Source organism: Megasphaera sp. UPII 135-E (genome assembly GCF_000221545.1).
GTDB classification, from domain to species: Bacteria; Bacillota; Negativicutes; order Veillonellales; family Megasphaeraceae; genus Megasphaera; species Megasphaera hutchinsoni.
In genome coordinates, this window is record NZ_AFUG01000004.1 from 36734 (window position 1) to 57520 (window position 20787).

A 20787-nucleotide genomic window follows, 5' to 3' on the forward strand; every position below is an offset into this window, starting at 1 on the left:
CCTATTTTACTTGTGCTTTATATGCATCATACCCATTTTTTTCGATTTCTTTAATAAGTGATGCATCACCAGTTTTAACAATACGTCCATCAATAAGAATATGAACAAAATCAGGTTGTAATTTTTGCAATATTTCACTGTGATGGGTAATAACCATAATCGAATTGTTTTTGTCATGATATTGTTCTACCGTTTGTGATACGATACGTACAGCATCAACATCCAAACCAGAATCAATTTCATCGAGCATTGTCAATTTCGGTTCTAACATACACATTTGTAAAATTTCTGTTTTTTTACGTTCACCACCAGAAAATCCGTCATTAATATATCGTTTTGCATAAGAACGATCCATATGTAATGAATCCATTTGCTTATGTAACTTTTTACGAAATGGCATAATTCGTTGCGTTTCGCCCGTAATGGTTCCTTTCGCATTACGAATAAAATTTTCTACGGAAATACCTTGCACGGCAATAGGTGATTGAAAAGCCATGAAAATGCCTGCTTTCGCACGTTCATTAACCGGTTCATCCGTAATATCTTTCCCTTCAAAAAAAATACGACCTGCCGTCACTTCATATGTGGGATTTCCCATAACGGCATTAAATAAGGTCGACTTACCTGCGCCATTAGATCCCATAATCACGTGAATTTCTCCAGTTCGAATAGTTAAATCTAATCCCTTTAGGATTTCTTTGCCTTCAATAGCAATTTTTAACCCTTCCACTCTTAATAACTCACTCATATCTATTCACTCCTACATCTGTATTCAATTTATCAAAACAATCTATACCTTTTAACTACACTTAGCGTACTCCATGTTGGTCATAAAGTCAACCAAATTACTAGCATTTATTTTTATTTTTTTCATTTTCTTTATCTCTGATAATCCTCTTCATTATCACAAAAAAGCGGCATTCGCATGATAATATTTCTCAATTTCAAAGCGAATGCCGACTATTTCTACTTTTTTAACTTCTCCGTAGAGCTAACTATTTCTTTTTTTCTCAATTTTCGATAAGAAGAACGCCCTTTCCATTCTTCCATACCGAATAATAACATAGCAAGGACCAACAATAACACGGTAAAACTACGTATTCCTTCTACATATAAAGAATAGACTAAATAAAAAATAACAACCGCCCATAATACGCGTACTAGCTTTTTCATACGGTCTTCCTTTCTTTTTCTTGTTGTTTTAACGCTAATATAGCTTGAATATACATAGCACACTCAATACGTTTTTTCTGTATCTTACAACTCAATTCAAACGGTGTTTGTATGGTCCCACCATATTTAATATTATTTGCATGACAACCACCACTACAAAAGAACTTAGCCCAGCAAGCACAGCAGCGATCCTTATTCAATACATGCATATCTCTAAAAATAGGCGGCAATACCTCATCCGTAATACCATCATAAACATTCCCCAATATATATTCATCTTGTCCTACAAATTGATGACACGGGTATATATTTCCATCGGGAGTAACACACATATATTCATGTCCAGCACCACATCCTCGCAACCGTTTAGCGATGCATGGTCCTCGATATAAATCCATAATAAAATGATAGTAAATAATCGGATGTCCACTAAAATATCGCTCCAAATAAAAATCAGCTAATCGATCATATTCTTCAAAAATACGCGGCAAGTCCTCTTCCGTAATAGCATAAGTGGCTTCATCACCTACTACGGGTTCCATCGATAGTCCATCAAATCCCAAATCGGCCATGTGGGCAACATCCTTAGTAAAATCTAAATTATATTTTGTAAATGTTCCACGCACATAATATTCTTCACCATTCCGATGTTGTACCGCATATTTTAACCGTTCTGCACAAACATCATAAGAACCACCGCCACCTGCACAGGGACGCATCCTATCATGAACTTCTCGTCTACCATCTAAACTTAAAATAAGACTAATATGATTATCCGTTAAAAACTTAACCTTATCTGGCGTTAACAGCATACCATTTGTCGTTAATGACAATTTAAATACCTTATCATGCCTTTTTTCTTGTTCTCGAACATACTCAATCGTCTGTTTGACAACATCAAAATTCATTAATGGCTCGCCACCAAAAAAGTCAATTTCACAATGCTGCCTTTTTCCCTCCGTACTTTGAATTAACAAATCTACGGCACGTTTTGCCACATCAAAACTCATCAATTCTCGCTTATGCGTATCGTAATCTCCCTGTGAAGCGAAACAATATTGGCATCGCAAATTACAATCATGAGCAATATTTAAACACAACGATTTAACAATCGGTTTTTCTTTTGCAACGACCTCAAATGATTCACACATAGGTGCAAATAACAATTGCTCTTTTATCAATTCATCTAACTCTTCTAATGTTTCAGTTAATTCTTTTTTTGTATACCGTAAAGCAAACGTATCATATACTTGTGCCTTGTTCGTTCCATCGTAGACATCTAATACATCGTATGTAATTTTATCTATAACATTGATAATACCACTATTCACGTCTAATAACATATACGTGCCTTTATGATAATATTTATGAATCATCGGTTTTATCTTACTCGCCATTGTTCCTCCTAAAAAAGAATACCCTTTACCGCAAGGTAAAGGGCGTCCCTTCAATAAACACTTATTTATTGCAAACCTGATTGCCTACGGTACAAGACGTTTTGCAAGCAGACTGGCATGATGTTTGACATTCACTACAGCCCGCATGCTGCGTGGTCTTTTGAATAGATTCCGTGTTAATCGTGATAATATGTTTTGCCATCGTTTTATTCACCTCACTGTCAATACTTTTTTATTTTACCATACCTATTTAAAATCTACAACTATAATAACTGCACCCCTTCTAATACATAGTTTCTACCCACATGAATAACAATCGATCGTTCTCTAAACAAAGATCTCCCATCAAAAAACACGTCAAATCCTTTTTCATACGTTGAATGTACAGAAGTAATGCTTTCAAAACACCGCATAACATCAGCAGAAGAAACTTCCCCTTCTTCCTCAGCTCGCCATTTTTTATTTTTAAAAGCAGCAATACGAGAAGCTTTTTTGGCAAACTCATGGCTATGTGTAACAATCCAATGCCAAATCATTTCCCCATACTGTTGTGCTTTTATCTTCTCTTCTTTGCCTAATCCTTCAAGAACAAATAACACTGGGTGTCCGTTCCATAAAAGTTCATCTACATAGGTTCCCTTCATATAGTTCAACTCCATCGGACGACCAACCTCCCCATTGCATATTTTAAGTATATTACTTTTTTTATCGTATGTTATCGTTTCTTATTTGTCAATGAATATATGTAAAAAAAATATATCAAATCACTTCGCCTTTTCCTTACGCTTTTCCATATGGACAGAGATCTTCTTGAAAACATTGGTTGCACAGTGGCTTTCTCGCTTTACAAATCTTTCGACCATGCCATATTAGCCAATGATGAGCACGACTCCACCACATCATAGGAATCGCTTTTTTCAATCCGCGTTCTACTTCTAAGGGTGTTTTTCCTACGGCCAGATGCAACCGATTAGCTACTCGAAATACATGTGTATCAACAGCAATAGCTGGCACATCAAATAACACACTAACTAATACATTCGCTGTTTTTCTGCCTACACCAGGCAATTTTACTAATTCATCAAAAGTACAAGGTACTTCACCATGATATTGTTCACATAAGATAGCACACGTAGCCAAAATATTTTTAGCTTTACTTCGATATAATCCGCAAGTATGTATTTTTTCTTCTAATCCCATAAGCCCTAACGATAATATTTTTTCCGGTCCACTATACATAGGAAATAAACCCGCCGTAACAATATTTACACGTTCATCTGTACATTGGGCCGATAAAACAACCGCCACCAATAATTCAAACGGCGTATTGTAATGTAATGCCGGTTTTAAAATACCATATTGCTGTTGAAATCTTTCTAACATTTCTAATTTTATTTTCTTTGTTACCATATCTCTTCCTCTTTATACATAAACACGCTATAATCTTACTGTTTTTATTATACACGCTCTCTCCTATTTTGTCTTTTTTATATTTTTCTGGATTCTTTTTTGACTTTTTGACTTTTTTTATTTTTTTCTATTGACTTTTCGACTTTTGCGATTATAATAAAAAATGTAATAAGAATTCAACAATGATATATATCCAATATATTAGATAAGGAGGTCATATATATGGATAATGAAAAATATACACAAAAAGCCTTAACAGCATTACAAAATGCTCAACAAAATGCGGCGTTACGCTATCATCAAGAAATAACGTCAGCCCATTTATTATTATCCCTCATTACCACCCCAGAAGGTATATTAACTAGCATATATCAAGATTGTCATACGGATCTTCCCATGCTACAAGCTCGCCTTGAAAAATACTTGAACGCAATACCTGCCGTTCAAGGACAAAGCCGCCTCTCCATGGCAACCGAAATGATAAGAGTTTTAGGTCGTGCTAAACAACTCGCCGATTCGCTTAAAGATGATTATATAAGTACGGAACATCTTTTAGCGGGGATTGTTCAGGACGGTGATGAAGAAATCAAATCCATTTGTCGTACCTTTGGTTTAACCAAAGATAGTGTACTAACCTCGTTAAAAAAACATCGCAAAGGAAGAATTGGCAGCGATAATCCAGAAGACAGTTATAACGCCTTACAAAAATACGGCACCAATTTAACCGAAGCAGCACAAAAAAACAAATTAGATCCCGTAATTGGAAGAGACGATGAAATTCGCCGTACCATTGAAATTTTATCCCGTCGTACCAAAAATAACCCTGTATTAATCGGAGAACCAGGTGTAGGCAAGACGGCTATCGCCGAAGGTCTTGCTCGGCGTATTGTCAGTGGTGATGTACCAGAATCATTAAAAAACAAAACCCTATATTCACTAGATATGGGTTCCTTGATTGCTGGAGCAAAATACCGTGGCGAATTTGAAGAACGCCTAAAATCTGTACTAAATGAAATCGCACAATCGGATGGACAAATTTTATTATTCATTGATGAAATACATACAGTAGTTGGGGCCGGTGCCTCAGAAGGCTCTATGGATGCCGGCAATATTTTAAAACCGATGTTAGCCCGAGGCGAACTTCGTTGTATCGGGGCAACAACCTTAAACGAATATCAAAAATATATTGAAAAAGATGCCGCGTTAGAACGGCGGTTTCAACCCGTCATGGTAAATCAGCCTAATGTAGAAGATACAATCACTATCTTACGGGGATTGAAAGATCGCTATGAAGTTCATCATGGTGTACGTATTCGTGACAACGCTTTAGTTGCTGCAGCCGTACTCTCAGACCGTTATATTTCAGATCGGTTTCTTCCCGATAAGGCCATCGATTTGGTCGATGAAGCAGCCGCTAAATTACGTACAGAAATTGAATCTATGCCAGCTCCTTTAGATGAGTTACGTCACAAAGTAATGCAACTAGAAATCGAAGAACAATCGTTGAACAAAGAAACCGATGACGCATCAAAAGAACGATTATCTAAAATCCAAAAGAAAAAAGTAGAATTACAAGAAGAAGAAAAATCGTTAAATGAAAAATGGGATACAGAAAAACAAGCAATTTTACGTACCCAAGCGATAAAAAAAGAAATTGATGCCGTAAAAGGAGAAATGACAAAGGCCGAACGAGAATATAATTTAGAAAAGGCATCGGAATTAAAATATGGGAAATTACCAGAACTAGAAAAAAAATTGAAGGAACAAGAAACCTATCTCTCTAATCACCAAGATGCCCAATTACTAAAAGAAGAAGTAAGTGAAGAAGATATTGCACAAGTCGTAAGTCGTTGGACCGGTATTCCTGTTGCCAAAATGCTAACGGGAGAACGAGAAAAATTACTACACCTTGAAGAAACATTACACCAACGATTAATTGGACAAGATGAAGCGGTACAAATTGTAAGTGATGCAATCTTGCGTGCTCGGGCAGGTATAAAAGATCCGCAACGCCCCATTGGCTCCTTTATTTTTTTAGGACCTACGGGTGTCGGCAAAACAGAATTAGCTAAAGCCTTGGCAGAAGTACTCTTTAATGATGAACGCAATATTGTTCGCATTGATATGTCCGAATATATGGAAAAGCACACCGTATCTCGGCTTATTGGAGCACCTCCCGGATATGTCGGCTATGATGAAGGCGGCCAACTTACGGAGGCCGTAAGGCGTCATCCCTACAGCGTAATTTTATTAGATGAAATTGAAAAAGCTCATCCTGACATTTTTAATGTTCTTTTACAAATATTGGATGACGGTCGTTTAACCGATGGTAAAGGTCGCATGGTAAACTTTAAAAATACCATTATAATTATGACTAGTAACTTAGGTTCTCATGAAATCTTAAATGCAAAAGATAATCAAACAGCCGAAGCAGCTGTACACCAGTTATTAAAACAATATTTTCGTCCAGAATTTTTAAATCGCGTAGACGATTGTATTATATTCAAAGGACTCCAAAAAGAACAAGTATTACATATTGCAGACATGTTGTTACGCCGTCTTAGCCAACGCCTTGAAAAACAAATTAATATCCGGTTACAATGTTCTGATGCAGCCTTAAAACAATTGGCTGAACAAGGATTTGATCCACAATTTGGTGCTAGACCTTTACGCCGTGTAATTGCTCGTACGATAGAAACTGCCCTAAGTCGAGATATTATCGCGGGTACTATAAAAGAAGGTAATACTGTTCGCATTGATTATACTAATTCAGCATTTACCTTCACTCCCCTAACACCTGAAGGACCCCAAAATTAAAGAGTTATGCTGTAAAAGCAAAAGAGTTGTGATATATAATCACAGCTCTTTTTTTATCTACATATGAATTTTTTATCTTTATTCCTGCATATTATTTCTTATTTGTATTTCTTTTTTTATCTCTTCATTTCTGTATTTTAAGCGGATTTATTCTATCCTACTACGTAAAATATATGCTTATTTTTTGCGTATCTTTTTTTTGTGTGCTAGCCTTTTTTATCTTTTATCAAGACTTCACTTTGCTTCTAAAAATACGTTTACAAAAAAGCTGAAAAAGTATATAATAAGTTGTAAACATAGTACGGGTGGGATTTATGAAAAACACATTAGGTAAACATTTGATCATCGATTTTTACAACTGTAAGGTCAATTTAACCACTCCTGATGATTTAAAGCCTTTGGCTCAACGTGCATTGGAAGTCGTTCAATTACCCTTATTAAGTTGGCAATCTTATCCTTGTAATGGCGATCTAGTAGGTATCGCTATCTCGGAAAATGCACACATATGTATTCATTTTTATACGATTTTATCCTATGCAGCTATCGACATTTATAGCTTTAATACAGACTTATCTATCAACCATATGATGGGATCCTTAAAGTTACTTCTCCATTCAGATAGTATTAAAGCCACCAGTATTCGTCGTGGAGATTTTGGCATCATTCGTGATATGAAGCCCAAAAGAAGGACTAAAATAACCCCTATTCGACGCATGAAAACAACGGGATCAAAAATTCGAAAAACAAGTGTAACCATGTTTCACATGTTACGACATCCACACCAATCTCACCGCAAAAAAAGAAAATAGTTTTATGTCATCATTACAGAAAGGGTCTGTGTTATGTATATGCTATCATTAAATCAGTATGCTGGAATCGCCAAAGAAGAACTAACTTCATTGGAAACAATTACGGCCGAACTGTTAAAATTCATTCAATTAAAAAATCAACGCTTATATATGCACAGCCTACAAGTAGCTAATTACAGTGTCAGTATAGCTACTAAATTAGCCTTACCCAAACGTGAAATAGACCAAATAAAACATGCCGCCTTATTACATGATATTGGTTTATTATTTCTATCTAATCAATTGTTATCCAAATATCCCTATTTAAATCGAACGGAAAAATCACTTTACAAGCGTCACGCAGTAGCTGGTAGCAATATGATAGAAAACATCCCTTGTTGTCAGGATATTATTCCTTACATCCGTTCACATCATGAACGGTGGGATGGTTCTGGATTTCCTCGTCATTTATGCGGTTCTAATATTCCTTTTGGTGCCCGTATTATTGCCGTGGCAGATTATTATGACACCATCATTAATCCTGCCGCTCAATTTTGGGCAAAAACCAAACAACAAGCGATTAAAGAATTATTTAGTGCCTCTGGATTATTATTTGATCCAGAAGTAGTAAAAGCTTTTATTGAAATATTAGGAACTTAATTACTGTTATATATACTTATTCCAATCCCCCACATATATTTAAGAAATATATGTGGGGGATTTTTTCCTACCCATAGTCTATTTATCACGGGGCATTACTCGCAACGACTAAACCAGTCACTGTCGAAGCCCCATGTTTTTTTAATACACTAGCACAGGCCTCCATCGTCGCACCAGTTGTATAAATATCATCCACTAAAATAATTTTTTTCCCGTATATAGCCTTTATGAAAGAACCCTTCATAGCAAATGCACTTTTTAAATTCTCCTGACGTGCCTTTCGCTTAAGGCCATATTGTTCTTGTGTTTTACGAATACGCTGTAACCCATCTAACCAACAAATTCCCTGTCGTTTTGCCCAAGGACGAAATAACCATTCACTTTGATTAAATCCCCTCTCCGCTTGTCGTTGCCATACTAAAGGAATTGGCATAACAAAAGAATATAAACACAATCTATCAATAAAGGGAAATGAATCTAATAATTCCTGCCATGCTTTTTGATTACCTAAATGCCGCCGATATTTTAACCGTCTTAACCCTCGCCCCACTGGACCACTATAAGAGGCTACACAATAAACACTATCAACATGTGGAATAGCACTTGTTCGTTGAATTCTTCTCCCCATCCCCCATTGCCGACGACATGCATTACACCATGTTTCTCCCCATAATAACGAAGCGCCACAACCTGGACAAAGGGACGGATATAACATCGTCATAATATAAGATCGCCAATTTACCATAATTCTTTCCCACGTAAACGTTCTGCTAACAAAGTATACCTCTGATTATTTCTCACGTTAGCAACTGCTCGTTGTATTGCTGCTTCCATGCCTACTAAAATGACTCTTTTTTTTGCTCGTGTTACAGCCGTATAAAATAAGTTACGTTGTAACATAATATACTGGCTATTTACAAACGCTAAAATCACGGTTCCATATTCACTCCCTTGACTCTTATGAACAGTCGTAGCATAAGCCGGTGTTATTTGAGAAATATCTTTACGCGTATACGACACATCCCGTTCAGCAAACCGAACAAAAACACGCTCCGCTTGAACTGAAAAAACAGTGCCCATATCGCCATTAAAGATACCTTCATCATAATTATTTTGTCGCTGCATTACTTTATCACCTACACGAAACGTCCACTTTTCTGTACAATATTCACTCTTATTAGGCTGCGAAGGATTATATTTTTCTTGAATCAACGCATTTAAATTGTCAACACCACAAGGATTTTTATACATAGGCGATAATACTTGCACGCTAAACAAATCATCCTCTTTTTTCATGATTTCGCCATATAAAGCAGTAATCTGTGCTGCCCCTTCTTCTTCTGAATCAACTTCAATCCAAGTAAACTCAGAATCTTCGTTACAAATAGGAAATTGACCTTGATTAATTAAATGTGCATTTGTCACAATACGTCCACCATTTTTCTGCCGAAAAATCGTCTTTAATCGTACTACAGGAATTTGTTCTGACCGAATCAAATCATGTAATACACGCCCTACACCAACTGAGGGTAATTGATCGGCATCTCCCACAAAAATACAGCGGCATCCTTCAGGTAGAGCTTGAAATAAATGATAACACATATTCATATCAAGCATAGATACTTCATCGACAATAACTAAATCTACCGAAAGCAAATTATCTTCATCATATTCAAAAGATTTACCATTGGCACCTAATAAGCGATGTACAGTTTCCGCCTTATGCGATGTTGCCTCATGTAAACGCTTCGCTGCACGACCAGTCGGTGCACATAAAGCAATGCGTTCCTGTCGTTGTTCTGCTAATTTAATAACCGCTTGAATAATTGTCGTTTTCCCTGTACCAGGCCCCCCCGTAATGACCAATATAGGAGAACGAACAGATGCTTTTACAGCTTGTTGCTGTTCTTTTGCCAAGGTAAAATCAGATTCTTTTTGCCACGTTTTCAAGAATAATTCAACACCACACATATTCTTATCCCGGATCTTACTCATTTCACGAATACGCCGTGCTACGGCTACCTCTTCGCAATATTTTTCTATTAGATATACATATACCTGATGTTGATATTCTTCTGTTTTTAAAAACTGACCTTCCACTAGTGACGTTAATGTATCCGCCACTACCGCTTCTTCTACATGTAACAACTTCACCGTTTCTTGTATCAATAATTCTTGCGGTACACATACATTTCCATTGTAAGTTTCTCCTTCCAACACATAATACAACGCTGCACAAATTCTTTTTTTATGATGTGTATCCATTCCATAGGCCAAGGCAATTTTATCAGCCACAATAAAACCAATACCCTGAATATCTTGTATCAAACGATAGGCATCTGTCTTTAATACCTCTAATACATGTGACTCATATGCATTAATCAAGTGAATAGCGTACTTACCTGAAATACCATGTTGTTCTAAGTCCAGTGCTACTTGATAATCCCGTTCTTTATCCGCTAAAGCTTTTCGTATACTTTCCAGTTTTTGTTTACCCATACCTTCGATTTGGAGTAACCGTTCCGGCTCATTCTGCAAAATATCCATAGCCTTATTGCCAAAAGTATCAACAATACGTTGTGCCAATACCGGCCCCATACCTGGTATATACGATGAGGCAAGAAAACGCTTCGTTCCTTCAAGTGTATCAGATACTAAAATTTGCCACGCTTGAGCAGCTATTTGTCGCCCATATTTGTGATGTTGTACCCACTTACCATGAACGCGTATACGTTCACCTACCGTTACAGCAGGCCCCGATCCCTTCACAGTAACTTTTTGGGGTCCACCGTCTTGTGACATAACAAAAATATAAAAATCTTTTTCTTTAGATATAAAAAGTATCCGTTCTACAATTCCAACCCACTCATTTAGTTCACTCATATATCCTCCTGAAATTAATACTCCCACGCCCTACTTTCAGCAAGAATTTGCTCATATATATGTTGAATAGACTGAACCAACTGGCGATTCTGAACTACCATTGCTATCCCTTCCAATACCGCTTGCTCTCGCTTCAGATCCTGCACACCTAAATCCGCTTTTTGCTTATACTTTCCTACCTGTTCAACCACGGCAAACCGCTGTTCTAACAACGCTATAATTTGTTTATCCAACGCATCTATCTCATTTCGATATGTTAATAAATTCATATGCCTCCCCTTTTATACTTATATTATATGCTAAAACCTTTTCATTGCCTATTTTCTACAAACATAAAAATAGGTGAGGTACATACCTGCACCCTCACCTATCTCATTTTTTTATTCTTCTGGAAAATCCCCATTGTGATACACATCTTGTACATCATCTAAATCTTCTAATGCATCAATAAGTATCTCCATTTTTTCTGCATCTTGCTCATTTAATGTAATCATAGTATCGGGAACCATCGTAATTTGTGCATGTTCTGTTTCAATCTGATGTTCTACTAATGCCTGTTCTACCGCATCAAACACATCTGGAGCCGTAACAATTTCAAATTCATTATCTCCCGTTTTAACATCATCTGCACCTGCATCTAACGCCACTTCCATAACCGTATCTTCATCCGCTTGCGTTTTCGATACGCCAAATATGCCTTTGCTATGAAACATCCAGCCAACACATCCTGTTTCGCCCATACCGCTACCATATTTTGAAAAAACGTGACGCACTTCAGCCGCTGCACGATTCCGATTATCTGTCAATACATTTACCGTAACAGCTACACCAGCTGGACCATAGCCTTCATACACGATATCTTCATATTTTTGTCCTTCTGTCGCACCTGCACCTTTTTGTATAGCCCGTTTAATATTATCTTTGGGAATATTATTTTCTTTTGCTTTTTGCAATGCTAATTTAAGGCGCATATTACCAACGGGATCGGATCCTCCCATCCGTACAGCAATAGTAATTTCACGACTTATTTTTGTCGTAATCTTTGCACGAATCGCATCATTCTTACCTTTTTTACGTTTAATATTAGCCCACTTTGAATGTCCGGACATATATACTTTCCTCCTTTATTCCCACCACGAAGAACCAGCTAAGCGGTCTAAAATAATAGCTGCAGCTGAACGAACAGATAAATGGTTATATGTTCCTGTTCCGTGAATAGGTTCTAATATAAAATCAAATTCTTCCATCACTTCTTTTGTCATACCATATCCCGTTCCCAGTAACACCAAGATGGGACGTCCATCCGTTTCCCGTCTCTTCCGTAAGTCTTTATACGAAATAGACTGAGCATATGTACGTGCATCCGTAGTAACCACGTACGGTCGTACACCCTCTTCACACGTAATCATATCTACAGTTTCTTGTATCGTTGCTTTAATATCAACGATATCAAAAGCCTGTGTCCGATATCCATTATACTCTCTACCTACGGGACTTTCCCAAAAGTTCATAATCTTATGAATCATATCCACCTGTCCTTGAACATAATGAATAATAATATATTTTTTTACGCCATACGTCTTCGCTGATCGGGAAATATCATGCAAATCATAATTCGTTATAGCGGTTGTAATCACATCAAAATTTTTATCATACACCGGATAATGTACTAACCCAACATACAAAGGTGACAACATTACTCTATCTCCTCTTTCTCAGAACTGAGCCATAGACGTTCTTGTGGCGTCAATGAAGCGTGAATCAATAAATCTGGTCGCAACATAGCCGTTCGCTGTAACGAAGCTTGGCGCCGCCAGCTAGCTATTTTTTTATGATCACCATTACATAAAACATCTGGAACAGCCCATTGTCTAAATATAGATGGTTTGGTATATTGTGGACATTCTAACAATGATGTATAAAATGAATCATCTGTAGCACTAGCATGCGTTCCTAAAACACCTGGAATCATACGTACTACCGCATCAGTAACTACCATCGCTGGAATTTCACCACCCGTGAGAACGTAATCACCAATTGAAATAACTTCATCAACTAATTCTGTTTCCACACGATAATCCACACCTTCATAATGACCACATACCAAAATCAACTGATCATATGTAGCTAATTCCCTAGCCTTTTGCTGTGTAAAAGGGCATCCCGTTGGTCCCATAAAAATAATGCGTCGTTTCTCCACACTACGCCGTACCACTTCAACTGCCGTAAATAAAGGTGCCGCTTTCATCAACATGCCCTGACCGCCACCATAAAGGGTATCATCTACCATGCGATGTCGATCATAGGTAAATTGCCGTGGATTAGTCACATCTAAATCTATCACCCCAGATGCCACTGCACGTCCAATAATACTATGCTGATAAAAGGCTTGAATAAAATCAGGAAATAAAGAAATAATATCTATTTTCATGCTTCCACCCATTCTGGAGGATCTAATACCACTTTTTTATGTTCTATATCAATCTCTTTGACAACCGATGGAATAGCCGCAAATAATTGTTCTTGACCATCATCGTCTGTCACCACATACACATCATTGCTACCTGTTTTTAATACTTCTGTAAGTACTCCTAAATAAGCATTTTGTGTATCATATACACTTGCACCAATAATATCAAATATATAATACGTACCTTTAGGCAACGGCATAAGCTCTTCACGTGGGACTTGTAATGCTTGCTGTACTAACAATTCTGCACTATTTCTATCATCAACCCCGGCAAATTTCATTAGCACAACGCGTTTATGAAAACGAGCGGCCATTACCTTATAGCGCCGTCCGCCAATATATCCATACTTCATTTTTAAAAACCGCTCGGGAAAATCCGTATCTGGATATATACGAACATCACCCCGCACACCGTGCGGGGCAACAATTTGACCAATGGTAAATAAATCTAAAGAAGCCATCGTATACTATTGACGAATAGCAATGACTTTTCCATCTTCCAATAAAACTTCTACCCTTGTCATTGCATCTAAATCATCGCCCACTTTTACTTCTACCATTTGTTCTGTCGTACCTTGTACAATTTCTGAACCAATTGTCAGCTGTTGAGCTGCATCGCGATCATTTTCACCTTTAGCACGTGCTGTTAACAAACGTTGTTTTTGTTCTTCAACTTGAGAGCGTAAAGAAATAAGCCCTTGTGCATCAATTTTCGCTTGTTCTGCCATCATGCGTTTTGCTTGTTCTTCTAAATTTTGCATTTCACGATCGATATCAGCTAATGTCTGATCAACATTGCGCAAAATTTTTTCTTTTAAAGATTGTGTCACCTTGGCTTTGACCGTAACAGGCACACGTAATGTGATTCGATCCATTCTTCCTCCTATACGATATCTAACGATACCCTTTTATTCGCCTTCACCGCTGCCGCTTTGACAACAAGGCGAAATGCTCTCGCAATTCTACCTTGCTTGCCAATAACTTTTCCCATATCACCGGGAGCGACATGAAGCTCATATACTTCGAGGCCTTGTTTTTGAATTTTAGTAACTGTAACTGCATCTGGTTGTGTAACCAATGCTTTAGCAATACCTGCAATTAACTCTTCCATAAGTCTGCCTCACTTATTTTTTAGATGCTTCAAATTGAGCCATAATACCTGCTTTTTTAAACAAAGAACGAATCGTATCCGTTGGTTGTGCACCTTTACCGAGCCATGCCAAAGCTGATTCAGCATCAATCGTTAAACGAGTTGCTGCATCTTTAGCGGGATCATACGTGCCAATAGTAGCTACAGGACGCCCATTATTACGAGCATTGCGTGAATCTGCTACAACCACACGATATACAGGTTTCTTTTTAGCACCTAAACGGGCTAAACGAATTTTAATCATGTTTTACTCACCTCCTCTATAAAATAATTATATTCAAAAAGGAAACTTCGGCAAAAATCCAGGTCTTTTTTTACCACCTTGCATTTTTTTTGCTTGTTTCATCATTTTTTGCATTTCCACAAACTGCTTTAATAATCTATTTACATCTTGTACGCGTGTACCGCTACCTTTTGCAATACGTCGCTTTCGACTATCTTTTATCAATAGTTTAGGATTCGGACTCGTCCGTTCTTCTATCGTCATTGAAGTAATAATCGCTTCAAGATGTTTAAATTCGCTACCATCCATATTAACTTTTTCTAACTCTTTTTTATATTTGCCAATACCTGGGATGAGTCCCAATAAAGTGCTCATATTTCCCATTTTTTTCAACGTTTGCAAATGACCCAAAAAATCTTCAAATGTATAGGATCCACTGCGTAACGTTTTTTTCATCGTTGCCAATGATTCTTCATCAAATGCTGCTTGCGCCTTTTCAATAATAGTTTCTACATCACCTAAATCCAAAATTCGCGAAGCATATCGATTGGGATGGAATTCTTCTAGCCCATCTAATTTTTCAGAAACCCCAATGAATTTAATGGGCTTCCCTGTAACGGCTTTAATAGATAACGCCGCTCCACCACGAGCATCACCATCCAACTTTGTCATAATCATACCGTCAATCCCTAATGCTTCATCAAACGCTGATGCTGCCGTTACTGCATCTTGTCCGGTCATTGCATCAACAACCAATAAAATTTCATGCGGATGTACGGACTCCCGAATGTGCTTTAATTCATCCATCAACATTTCATTTATGTGCAGCCGCCCAGCTGTATCAATAATAACGGTATCACGTAAATGAGATGTAGCATACGAAATAGCACGAGAAGAAATGCCTACTGGATCTTGACAGTCCTCTTCTGTATAAACAGGCATATCTAATTCCTGTCCTAATACTTGTAACTGCGTAATAGCCGCGGGTCTATATACATCGGCTGCCACTAATAAAGGCGTCTTTCCCTTACGTTGTAATTGCTTAGCCAATTTAGCGGCCGTCGTAGTTTTCCCCGCCCCTTGCAAACCAACGAGCATAATAATTGTCGGGGGCTTAGAAGCAACCATAATTCGACTCTGTGTGCCCCCTAATAATTCTGTTAATTCATCTCGTACAATTTTAATAACCGTTTGAGAAGCATTTAAACTGCCAAAAACTTCTTCCCCTACGGCTTTTTCTTTAATTCGATTAATAAAGTCTTTCGTAACGGTAAAATTAACATCGGCTTCTAACAATGCTCTACGCATTGCCTTTAATACTTCTTGAACATCTTCTTCCTGTAATTTACCCTTGCCACGTAATTTTTTAAATGCTTCTTGAAACCGCTCCGATAAATTCTCAAAAGCCATATGCTCTCCTTTATAAGTCTACCGCTTCTAATAGCTGACAGACTTTCTTGATATCCGGTTTTTCTTGTCGTAACAAAGCAAGGCTCTCTTCCCTTACTCGCTTTATCTTATCTTGCTTATCTAGAAAACCTAAATGCAATTCATAATTTTCCAATATCTGCACAGATCGTTTCACTAAATCATATACCCCTTGACGAGATATTGCCAACGCTTCACTAATTTCACTTAAAGACCAATCTTGCTCATAATACAAGCACATGCATTTTTGTTGTTTTGCTGTTAATAACATACCATACAGATCTAATAATCTACCTCTGCGGATCACATCTTCTACCATATACTCACCGCCCTAGTTTTGATTGCTCATTAAGTGTAGCAAAAAAAGAAAATAGTGTCAAGTATTTTTACTTGTCACTTTGTTTTTCTTGTCAGCATATAAATTAAAGCATTACAAATAGCCGCTGCAATCGGACTTCCTCCCTTACGCCCTCTCGCCACAATAAAGGGAACGCCGCATTGCATAATTCTTTCTTTAGCCGCCACTACATTCACAAAGCCAACGGGTACCCCGATGATCAGTGCTGGTTTTATACGACCGCACTTGATATGCTCTTCTAAGCGCAATAAAGCGGTCGGTGCATTGCCAATAGCAAAAATAAGCGGAGTCGTTATGTGACACGCTTTATCAATAGCTGCCATCGCCCGTGTCGTCCCCTTTTCTTTCGCCTTTTTCGCTACCTCTGCATCGGCCATAAAACAATATTTTTGACATCCCAACTGTTGTACCCCAGCCGAATTAATTCCCATAAGCCCCATATTTGTATCGGTAACAATCGTCGCTCCCTGTTGCAATGCTTGTAAAGCCGATGACACCGCATCTTCACTAAAACATAACGTACGTGCATATTCAAAATCTGCACTCGTATGAATAACCCGTTTAACAATAGGAGCTACTTTCTCTGGTAATATAATCTCCCCTAATTCAGCTTCAATAATTTCCATACTCCGTGCTTCAATATCTTGAGGCAATACATATTCAATATCCATACTTTACAACCTCCCCTGTTGATACCGCCAACAGTTATGAATAAACCGAGCTGCTCCTACTGGATTTCCCCATAAATGCAAATGTGCATAACTTGCAAATAGTGTTTTTGTTCCGTGTCCTAACAACCAATGGGTTGAGCGTGCAGCTTTGATAGCTAAACAAGCCGTACCATTATTTGTCGTATCGGAATAATGAAATTCATGTGCTGGCCAACACATCCCTTTTTTCCCTAACGCGGTATCCTTTAAAAAATGAAGCGTTTGATAACCAAAACGTACTAACCGAGATTTCATTTCACCCGTTCCCTCGATTAAACCACTCCACGCATATGATTTTTCTTGCGACTGCCATGTCGATAACAAATATAAAAATCCACCGCATTCAGCAAAACAAGGCATTCCCGACAAAAGTGCCACTCGAATACGACGTTTCATACTTATATTATCTGCTAATTGTTCCGCATATAATTCTGGATACCCCCCACCTAAATATATACCATCACAATCGGGCAAATGTAAATCACGCAGAGGACTAAAAGGTACTAATGTCGCCCCTAATTGTTGCAATAATGCTAAACTATCGGCATAGTAAAAACAAAAAGCCTCATCTTGTGCCACCCCAATACGCACAGCAGCACTAGTAGTATACGTAAAAGAAGGATAATGTAACGTTCTCGCTGTGCGTGCCAGACCAACTACATCATCTAAGGCTAATGTCTGCTCCGCTTGCTGGCGTAATCGCTGTATCTTTTCCTGCAATTGAAACATATCATGAGGTGTGACTAGACCTAAATGTCTACTTTCTATACGACATTCTTCTATATCAGGCAAATATCCTAAGGCCCGTATACCCGTACAAGATTCCCACTGTTCTTTAAAATACATATAAACCATAGGCTTACACCGATTTACGATAAAACCTACAATATGACTCTTATTCGGACCTTGCAAAAATCCCTGAATTACCGCTCCTAACGAAGCAGATGCATGCTTTCCATCTACCACTAAAATCGTCGGTAACTGCAGCGTATCTGCCACTTCATATGAAGAAGCTTCACGCGATGTCCCTACTCCATCAAAAAAACCCATAACCCCTTCACAAATAGCAATATCTGATTGCTGAGCATGTGTCGCAAATAAATACATTGCTCGTTGTTTACCAATGATACCTCGTCCTAACAAAAATAGATCTAAATTATAAGACGGCACATGTAATACCGTCTTATGAAATAAGGGATCAATATAATCAGGTCCGCTCTTATATGCAACTACACTATGACCACGTGCTTTTAAAGCAGCTAATAACGCACACATAACCGTAGTTTTACCACAGCCACTATGTGTCCCCGTTACCATCAAGCGAGGCACATTACAAGTCACCATGACTGACCTCCTTATATATTGCCCGCATAATGTATACAGGATTGTGTCCAATCATCATATGAGCTTTTGCAATTAACCGAGAACGCGAAGCTTGTATTTGCGTAATATCTACACTATATTCATTTCTTTCTTCATAATACGACAACACATGCTGTACCGTTTCTAATGTAATCGCCGTAATAACTACCTGACACTGCTTATTTTTTTCATATATACTATCTAAAATATCTCGCATATACCCCTTTGTTCCACCAATAAAAATATAATCTGGTATAGCCTGTATAGATGAAAAAGCAAACGGAGCCATCCCTTCTACAACAGTCACATTAGTTAAACCAAATCGCATTATATTTTCACGAGTCAACGCCTGTGCTTCTGGATCACTTTCTATCGCATAAACATGTCCTGCCAACGCTTGCCTTGCTAATTCCACCGTACAAGCTCCTGTTCCCGAACCAATATCAAATACGGTCGCTCCCATCGTAACTCCCAACTTAGCCAAAGCAACGGCCCGAACCTCCTGTTTCGTCATCGGCACATGACTTCGTAAAAAAAGAGAATCATCTAATCCATATCGAGGAAATGAGGGTATACATGCCGGCGTATGAGAAATTAGTAACACCGAAGGATCACCAAAGGGACAACTGCATAATTCCTCTGCCTGTCCTTCCATTAATCGTTCCGTTGTATAGGATAAATTTTCACCTGCATATACCTTCACTGCACCTAATCCATGTCTACATAACTCTTGACAAATAGAGGATACGGTCTGCGATCCACCTGTCAAGCAAAAGACCTTTGGGTGGGCCATAACAGCAGATATAATATCCGCTTGACGCCCATGCCTACTTACAGTAAACACATCTTGCCAAGGAATTTGCAATAATGACGCAAAATAAACCAAACTGCTAATACCACAAATACGACGTACCGCATGCTTTGGAAACTTGGTCAACAAAGAAGCTAAACTGTAAAAGCCTACATCCCCCGATACCAAAATAACTACCACTTCGTCTACGAGTGTTTTTACATAATCATAAATATCACTCGCTCGTGTCGAGATATAAACTTTTTTCTCTGTCGTATCGACCATACGAACTAATCGTTCTGCTCCAATAACAGTCGTGCTTTGTTTAATTATTGACACTGCTTCTTGTGTCAATAATTCAGGATTTCCCATACCCATACCAACAATAAAAATACTCATACTGGCCCTCCTATATGGGGAAAATAGCGTTGAACTTTGTCTACGATCTCCCTATACAAAATACCGTCTTCTTCCGTTCGTTTTAATACCATCAGCAAGCTTCCTGCTTCCTTTGCAGCCCTTACCTTTTCTGGAAAACCGCCAGTAATACCTGAATCTTTAGTGACAACATACATAGCTTTGCACTCCTGAAACATCAACTGATTTAACGCTTGAGAAAACGGTCCTTGCATACAAATAATTCGACTAGGAGGAAACCCTAAAGTCAACGCCTTGTCCAATGATAGACGTGACGGTAAAATGCGTAAAAAAATCCGTTCCTTATAATCAGGCAAACGTGCAAAAAACTCCAGGTCTTTACTACCGGTAGTCAAAAATATATTTCCCTGCGTATGACTTAATACTTCTACCGCTTCTGTAGCAGAATCTACCGTAAGCCAATCCCCCGATTTACTTTTAGGTCGAACAACACGGATATAATCATATCCTCCTCTTTGGCATGCTTGCTGTACATTAATCGTCACTTCACGGGCATATGGATGTGTTGCATCAATCACCAAAACTGGCTGATATTGTGCTAAAAAAGCATCCATTTCAGCTACCGCTAAGCGACCAACAACCACCGTAAGATACGATAATGAAGGTAAAACGGCAGCACCATAACCCGTTGCTACTGTAAGTATCACGGAAATATGTTGCTCCGCTAACCAACAAGCGATCTTTCTACCTTCCGTTGTCCCCCCTACAACCCATACTGCCATCTTATACC

At 38.1% G+C, this 20787-nt stretch carries 25 protein-coding genes; 3 read left to right on the forward strand and 22 right to left on the reverse strand.

Going from position 1 to position 20787, the window contains the following annotated elements; translation table 11 throughout:
• Position 1: 1 nt before the first annotated feature.
• From sufC to nth, 6 genes are all read right to left on the reverse strand, one after another.
• Positions 2 to 748, reverse strand: a complete 747-nt coding sequence (gene sufC, locus HMPREF1040_RS00350) for a Fe-S cluster assembly ATPase SufC (RefSeq protein ID WP_007391923.1) — start codon at positions 746 to 748, stop codon at positions 2 to 4.
• A 218-nt stretch (positions 749 to 966) separates the two neighbouring features.
• Positions 967 to 1173, reverse strand: coding sequence for a hypothetical protein (locus HMPREF1040_RS00355; RefSeq protein ID WP_007391894.1), 207 nt, complete (start codon positions 1171 to 1173; stop codon positions 967 to 969).
• Entirely contained in the window at positions 1170 to 2570 is a 1401-nt protein-coding gene (gene scfB / locus HMPREF1040_RS00360; protein WP_007391892.1) for a thioether cross-link-forming SCIFF peptide maturase, read from the reverse strand. Before scfB ends, HMPREF1040_RS00355 begins: the two co-directional genes overlap by 4 nt.
• Before the next feature lie 61 nt (positions 2571 to 2631).
• Entirely contained in the window at positions 2632 to 2772 is a 141-nt protein-coding gene (gene scfA, locus HMPREF1040_RS07745; RefSeq protein WP_007391939.1) for a six-cysteine ranthipeptide SCIFF, read from the reverse strand.
• 61 nt (positions 2773 to 2833) lie between these two features.
• Positions 2834 to 3229, reverse strand: coding sequence for a hypothetical protein (locus tag HMPREF1040_RS00365; protein ID WP_007391889.1), 396 nt, complete (start codon positions 3227 to 3229; stop codon positions 2834 to 2836).
• A 121-nt stretch (positions 3230 to 3350) separates the two neighbouring features.
• Positions 3351 to 3980, reverse strand: coding sequence for an endonuclease III (gene nth, locus HMPREF1040_RS00370; RefSeq protein ID WP_007391963.1), 630 nt, complete (start codon positions 3978 to 3980; stop codon positions 3351 to 3353).
• Positions 3981 to 4202: 222 nt separating this feature from the next.
• On the opposite strand from nth, the gene clpB reads away from it, so the two are divergent.
• The 3 genes from clpB (at position 4203) to HMPREF1040_RS00385 (ending at position 8245) form a co-directional block, all read left to right on the forward strand.
• On the forward strand, positions 4203 to 6797 hold the full coding sequence (gene clpB / locus HMPREF1040_RS00375; protein ID WP_007391920.1) for an ATP-dependent chaperone ClpB: 2595 nt from the start codon (positions 4203 to 4205) through the stop codon (positions 6795 to 6797).
• A 314-nt stretch (positions 6798 to 7111) separates the two neighbouring features.
• A complete protein-coding gene (locus HMPREF1040_RS00380) occupies positions 7112 to 7606 on the forward strand; it encodes an S-adenosylmethionine decarboxylase family protein (protein WP_007391897.1) in 495 nt (164 codons plus the stop codon).
• Between the two features lie 33 nt (positions 7607 to 7639).
• Positions 7640 to 8245, forward strand: coding sequence for an HD-GYP domain-containing protein (locus HMPREF1040_RS00385; protein ID WP_007391914.1), 606 nt, complete (start codon positions 7640 to 7642; stop codon positions 8243 to 8245).
• An 85-nt stretch (positions 8246 to 8330) separates the two neighbouring features.
• On the opposite strand, the gene HMPREF1040_RS00390 is transcribed toward HMPREF1040_RS00385, so the two are convergent.
• The 16 genes from HMPREF1040_RS00390 to cobK all read right to left on the reverse strand — a co-directional run bounded on the left by HMPREF1040_RS00390 (position 8331) and on the right by cobK (position 20779).
• Positions 8331 to 8990, reverse strand: a complete 660-nt coding sequence (locus HMPREF1040_RS00390; protein ID WP_141557772.1) for a ComF family protein — start codon at positions 8988 to 8990, stop codon at positions 8331 to 8333.
• A complete protein-coding gene (locus HMPREF1040_RS00395; protein WP_007391959.1) occupies positions 8984 to 11128 on the reverse strand; it encodes an ATP-dependent RecD-like DNA helicase in 2145 nt (714 codons plus the stop codon). Before HMPREF1040_RS00395 ends, HMPREF1040_RS00390 begins: the two co-directional genes overlap by 7 nt.
• Positions 11129 to 11142: 14 nt before the next feature.
• The gene (locus tag HMPREF1040_RS00400) at positions 11143 to 11397 is read right to left on the reverse strand and encodes a chorismate mutase (protein WP_007391896.1); all 255 of its coding nucleotides are present in this window, start codon (positions 11395 to 11397) and stop codon (positions 11143 to 11145) included.
• 111 nt (positions 11398 to 11508) lie between these two features.
• Positions 11509 to 12237: a YebC/PmpR family DNA-binding transcriptional regulator gene (locus tag HMPREF1040_RS00405; protein WP_007391904.1), complete on the reverse strand. Its 729-nt coding sequence runs from the start codon at positions 12235 to 12237 to the stop codon at positions 11509 to 11511.
• A 15-nt stretch (positions 12238 to 12252) separates the two neighbouring features.
• Positions 12253 to 12825, reverse strand: a complete 573-nt coding sequence (locus tag HMPREF1040_RS00410) for an RNA methyltransferase (RefSeq protein WP_007391961.1) — start codon at positions 12823 to 12825, stop codon at positions 12253 to 12255.
• Complete coding sequence (trmD, locus tag HMPREF1040_RS00415; protein WP_007391942.1) at positions 12825 to 13559, reverse strand: tRNA (guanosine(37)-N1)-methyltransferase TrmD; 735 nt, start codon at positions 13557 to 13559, stop codon at positions 12825 to 12827. The genes HMPREF1040_RS00410 and trmD overlap by 1 nt, the downstream gene beginning before the upstream one ends.
• Complete coding sequence (gene rimM, locus HMPREF1040_RS00420) at positions 13556 to 14059, reverse strand: ribosome maturation factor RimM (RefSeq protein WP_007391925.1); 504 nt, start codon at positions 14057 to 14059, stop codon at positions 13556 to 13558. Before rimM ends, trmD begins: the two co-directional genes overlap by 4 nt.
• A gap of 6 nt (positions 14060 to 14065) precedes the next feature.
• On the reverse strand, positions 14066 to 14473 hold the full coding sequence (locus tag HMPREF1040_RS00425) for a YlqD family protein (RefSeq protein ID WP_007391934.1): 408 nt from the start codon (positions 14471 to 14473) through the stop codon (positions 14066 to 14068).
• A gap of 8 nt (positions 14474 to 14481) precedes the next feature.
• Complete coding sequence (locus HMPREF1040_RS00430) at positions 14482 to 14709, reverse strand: KH domain-containing protein (protein ID WP_007391943.1); 228 nt, start codon at positions 14707 to 14709, stop codon at positions 14482 to 14484.
• A gap of 13 nt (positions 14710 to 14722) precedes the next feature.
• Positions 14723 to 14992, reverse strand: coding sequence for a 30S ribosomal protein S16 (gene rpsP, locus HMPREF1040_RS00435; RefSeq protein ID WP_007391911.1), 270 nt, complete (start codon positions 14990 to 14992; stop codon positions 14723 to 14725).
• Positions 14993 to 15025: 33 nt separating this feature from the next.
• Positions 15026 to 16381, reverse strand: a complete 1356-nt coding sequence (gene ffh, locus HMPREF1040_RS00440) for a signal recognition particle protein (RefSeq protein ID WP_007391928.1) — start codon at positions 16379 to 16381, stop codon at positions 15026 to 15028.
• Positions 16382 to 16391: 10 nt separating this feature from the next.
• Positions 16392 to 16718: a YlxM family DNA-binding protein gene (gene ylxM, locus HMPREF1040_RS00445; RefSeq protein WP_007391903.1), complete on the reverse strand. Its 327-nt coding sequence runs from the start codon at positions 16716 to 16718 to the stop codon at positions 16392 to 16394.
• A 74-nt stretch (positions 16719 to 16792) separates the two neighbouring features.
• Entirely contained in the window at positions 16793 to 17428 is a 636-nt protein-coding gene (locus tag HMPREF1040_RS00450; RefSeq protein ID WP_007391891.1) for a precorrin-8X methylmutase, read from the reverse strand.
• Positions 17429 to 17431: 3 nt separating this feature from the next.
• Positions 17432 to 18811: a cobyrinate a,c-diamide synthase gene (locus tag HMPREF1040_RS00455; RefSeq protein WP_007391919.1), complete on the reverse strand. Its 1380-nt coding sequence runs from the start codon at positions 18809 to 18811 to the stop codon at positions 17432 to 17434.
• Positions 18798 to 20018 carry a bifunctional cobalt-precorrin-7 (C(5))-methyltransferase/cobalt-precorrin-6B (C(15))-methyltransferase gene (locus HMPREF1040_RS00460; RefSeq protein ID WP_007391933.1) on the reverse strand — a complete coding sequence of 407 codons (1221 nt, stop codon included), beginning with the start codon at positions 20016 to 20018 and terminating at the stop codon, positions 18798 to 18800. Before HMPREF1040_RS00460 ends, HMPREF1040_RS00455 begins: the two co-directional genes overlap by 14 nt.
• Entirely contained in the window at positions 20015 to 20779 is a 765-nt protein-coding gene (cobK, locus tag HMPREF1040_RS00465) for a precorrin-6A reductase (RefSeq protein WP_007391944.1), read from the reverse strand. Before cobK ends, HMPREF1040_RS00460 begins: the two co-directional genes overlap by 4 nt.
• Between the last annotated feature and the right edge of the window lie 8 nt (positions 20780 to 20787).

What these genes read in the sequence shown, in the direction of transcription:
- HMPREF1040_RS00425 (WP_007391934.1), bottom strand. Translation starts at nt 14,473, where the DNA reads ATGGATCGAATCACATTACGTGTGCCTGTTACGGTCAAAGCCAAGGTG.
- HMPREF1040_RS00450 (WP_007391891.1), bottom strand. Translation starts at nt 17,428, where the DNA reads ATGGATATTGAATATGTATTGCCTCAAGATATTGAAGCACGGAGTATG.
- HMPREF1040_RS00365 (WP_007391889.1), bottom strand. Translation starts at nt 3,229, where the DNA reads ATGGAGTTGAACTATATGAAGGGAACCTATGTAGATGAACTTTTATGG.
- scfB (WP_007391892.1), bottom strand. Translation starts at nt 2,570, where the DNA reads ATGGCGAGTAAGATAAAACCGATGATTCATAAATATTATCATAAAGGC.
- clpB (WP_007391920.1), top strand. Translation starts at nt 4,203, where the DNA reads ATGGATAATGAAAAATATACACAAAAAGCCTTAACAGCATTACAAAAT.
- HMPREF1040_RS00455 (WP_007391919.1), bottom strand. Translation starts at nt 18,811, where the DNA reads ATGGTGACTTGTAATGTGCCTCGCTTGATGGTAACGGGGACACATAGT.
- HMPREF1040_RS00380 (WP_007391897.1), top strand. Translation starts at nt 7,112, where the DNA reads ATGAAAAACACATTAGGTAAACATTTGATCATCGATTTTTACAACTGT.
- ffh (WP_007391928.1), bottom strand. Translation starts at nt 16,381, where the DNA reads ATGGCTTTTGAGAATTTATCGGAGCGGTTTCAAGAAGCATTTAAAAAA.
- HMPREF1040_RS00400 (WP_007391896.1), bottom strand. Translation starts at nt 11,397, where the DNA reads ATGAATTTATTAACATATCGAAATGAGATAGATGCGTTGGATAAACAA.
- HMPREF1040_RS00390 (WP_141557772.1), bottom strand. Translation starts at nt 8,990, where the DNA reads ATGGTAAATTGGCGATCTTATATTATGACGATGTTATATCCGTCCCTT.
- ylxM (WP_007391903.1), bottom strand. Translation starts at nt 16,718, where the DNA reads ATGGTAGAAGATGTGATCCGCAGAGGTAGATTATTAGATCTGTATGGT.
- HMPREF1040_RS00385 (WP_007391914.1), top strand. Translation starts at nt 7,640, where the DNA reads ATGTATATGCTATCATTAAATCAGTATGCTGGAATCGCCAAAGAAGAA.
- rpsP (WP_007391911.1), bottom strand. Translation starts at nt 14,992, where the DNA reads ATGATTAAAATTCGTTTAGCCCGTTTAGGTGCTAAAAAGAAACCTGTA.
- sufC (WP_007391923.1), bottom strand. Translation starts at nt 748, where the DNA reads ATGAGTGAGTTATTAAGAGTGGAAGGGTTAAAAATTGCTATTGAAGGC.
- HMPREF1040_RS00395 (WP_007391959.1), bottom strand. Translation starts at nt 11,128, where the DNA reads ATGAGTGAACTAAATGAGTGGGTTGGAATTGTAGAACGGATACTTTTT.
- HMPREF1040_RS00355 (WP_007391894.1), bottom strand. Translation starts at nt 1,173, where the DNA reads ATGAAAAAGCTAGTACGCGTATTATGGGCGGTTGTTATTTTTTATTTA.
- cobK (WP_007391944.1), bottom strand. Translation starts at nt 20,779, where the DNA reads ATGGCAGTATGGGTTGTAGGGGGGACAACGGAAGGTAGAAAGATCGCT.
- scfA (WP_007391939.1), bottom strand. Translation starts at nt 2,772, where the DNA reads ATGGCAAAACATATTATCACGATTAACACGGAATCTATTCAAAAGACC.
- rimM (WP_007391925.1), bottom strand. Translation starts at nt 14,059, where the DNA reads ATGGCTTCTTTAGATTTATTTACCATTGGTCAAATTGTTGCCCCGCAC.
- trmD (WP_007391942.1), bottom strand. Translation starts at nt 13,559, where the DNA reads ATGAAAATAGATATTATTTCTTTATTTCCTGATTTTATTCAAGCCTTT.
- HMPREF1040_RS00405 (WP_007391904.1), bottom strand. Translation starts at nt 12,237, where the DNA reads ATGTCCGGACATTCAAAGTGGGCTAATATTAAACGTAAAAAAGGTAAG.
- nth (WP_007391963.1), bottom strand. Translation starts at nt 3,980, where the DNA reads ATGGTAACAAAGAAAATAAAATTAGAAATGTTAGAAAGATTTCAACAG.
- HMPREF1040_RS00430 (WP_007391943.1), bottom strand. Translation starts at nt 14,709, where the DNA reads ATGGAAGAGTTAATTGCAGGTATTGCTAAAGCATTGGTTACACAACCA.
- HMPREF1040_RS00410 (WP_007391961.1), bottom strand. Translation starts at nt 12,825, where the DNA reads ATGTTGTCACCTTTGTATGTTGGGTTAGTACATTATCCGGTGTATGAT.
- HMPREF1040_RS00460 (WP_007391933.1), bottom strand. Translation starts at nt 20,018, where the DNA reads ATGAGTATTTTTATTGTTGGTATGGGTATGGGAAATCCTGAATTATTG.